Annotated in this window: 2 protein-coding genes; one reads left to right on the plus strand and one right to left on the minus strand. The window is 72.4% G+C overall.

Going from position 1 to position 1,460, the window contains the following annotated elements; all coding sequences use genetic code 11:
* Positions 1 to 161 precede the first annotated feature (161 nt).
* The gene (ccmB, locus tag K9U41_RS22820; RefSeq protein ID WP_282643128.1) at positions 162 to 830 is read left to right on the plus strand and encodes a heme exporter protein CcmB; all 669 of its coding nucleotides are present in this window, start codon (positions 162 to 164) and stop codon (positions 828 to 830) included.
* A 71-nt stretch (positions 831 to 901) separates the two neighbouring features.
* Here the strand turns inward: ccmB and K9U41_RS22825 are convergent, their stop codons facing one another.
* Positions 902 to 1,255, minus strand: a complete 354-nt coding sequence (locus K9U41_RS22825; protein WP_282643127.1) for a winged helix-turn-helix domain-containing protein — start codon at positions 1,253 to 1,255, stop codon at positions 902 to 904.
* Between the last annotated feature and the right edge of the window lie 205 nt (positions 1,256 to 1,460).

A 1,460-nucleotide genomic window follows, 5' to 3' on the forward strand; every position in this document is an offset into this window, starting at 1 on the left:
CCCCAGCCCTCCCCCGCAATCGGGGGAGGGTTGGGAGGGGGCAGCGTGGCCGACGCTGGCGCACACCGTCCGGCGTGGGCGCAATCAAGGTCCCCGACTGCCCGCCGGTGCGGCGGGCGCGGGGGCCGCACCGCCTCCACCTTCAAGAGCTTTCGCCCATGATGGCCGCCTTTTTCGCCATCGTGCGGCGTGACCTTGCCCTGTCCCTCGGCTCCGGCGGCGGGGCGGGGCTCGGCGTGGTGTTCTTTCTCAGCGTGGTCACGGTGATGCCGTTCGCGGTGGGGCCGGATCTGGTGCTGCTGGCCCGCATCGGCCCGGCCATCCTGTGGATCGGCGCGCTGCTGGCGAGCCTCATCGGTCTTGAGCGCCTGTTCGCCGCCGATGCTGAAGACGGTTCGCTGGATGCGCTCACCTTGTCCGCCCTGCCGCTGGAGCTGGCGGCGGCGGCCAAGGGCCTCGCCCATTGGCTCGCCACCGGCCTGCCGCTGGTGCTGGCCGCCCCGGTGCTGGCGCTGATGCTGAATCTCGAGCCCGCCGCCATCGGCGCGGTGGTGCTGACCCTTCTGGTGGGAACCCCCGCCGTGACCTTCCTCGGCCTCATCGGCGCGGCGTTTGCCGGCGCGTTCCGGCGTGGCGGGCTGCTGATCGCGGTGCTGGTGATCCCCCTCGCCATCCCGGTGCTGATCTTCGCCGTCTCGGCGACTCAGGCGGCGGTGGTGGGGCCGGTGCCGTTCGGCACGCCGTTCCGCGTGCTGCTGGGCCTCACCCTGTTCGCGCTGGTGCTGGGACCGGTGGCGGCGGCTGCCGCGCTCAGGGCGGCGCGATCCTGAGCGCTGCCAACGACCCCCGGCCTTCGACCGGCGCCAAGAGAGCTCCGCTCAAGCGCCGCGCGGGCGTGATGTTATTCCGCCGCGCTGCTGAGCGAGGAAAGCTCGGCCTCCAGCGTGGCGAGGTGCTGGCGGGTGGCCTCGGTGGCCGCGGCCACGATGGTGCGATAGGTGGCCACCACGCAATGGCCCAGCGGGGTGAGCTGGGTGCCGCCGCCCTGCTTGCCGCCGGTGCGGGGCGTCACGACGGGGTCGGTGAACAGGCCGTTCATCTCCTCCACCAGCTCCCAGGCCCGGCGGTACGACATGTCCATGGCGCGCCCGGCGGCGGAGATGGAGCCGAGCGCCTCGATCTTCTCCAGAAGCTCGATCTTGCCGGGGCCGATGCGCTTGGGCCCGAGGTCGATTCGCACGCTGAGCGAGGCCATGAACAAACCTGAAGCGGAGCCGCCCTTGGGCTGGCGGCGCGGGGCAATGCGTCAAGTCTAGCAGGCGCGCCCGAGCCTGTCGCGCGGGGTGCGAAGGCGGCCGTGACTCAGCTTGAAAAGCGCCGCCGGTGGCCCCTGCTCTCTCGCTCACATCCACCGCACGCCGGCCCTCTCCCTCTCCCGCTTGCGGGGGAGGGGTGGGGAG

Origin of the sequence: Xanthobacter autotrophicus, from assembly GCF_029991245.1 — a bacterium.
GTDB classification, from domain to species: Bacteria; Pseudomonadota; Alphaproteobacteria; order Rhizobiales; family Xanthobacteraceae; genus Xanthobacter; species Xanthobacter autotrophicus_C.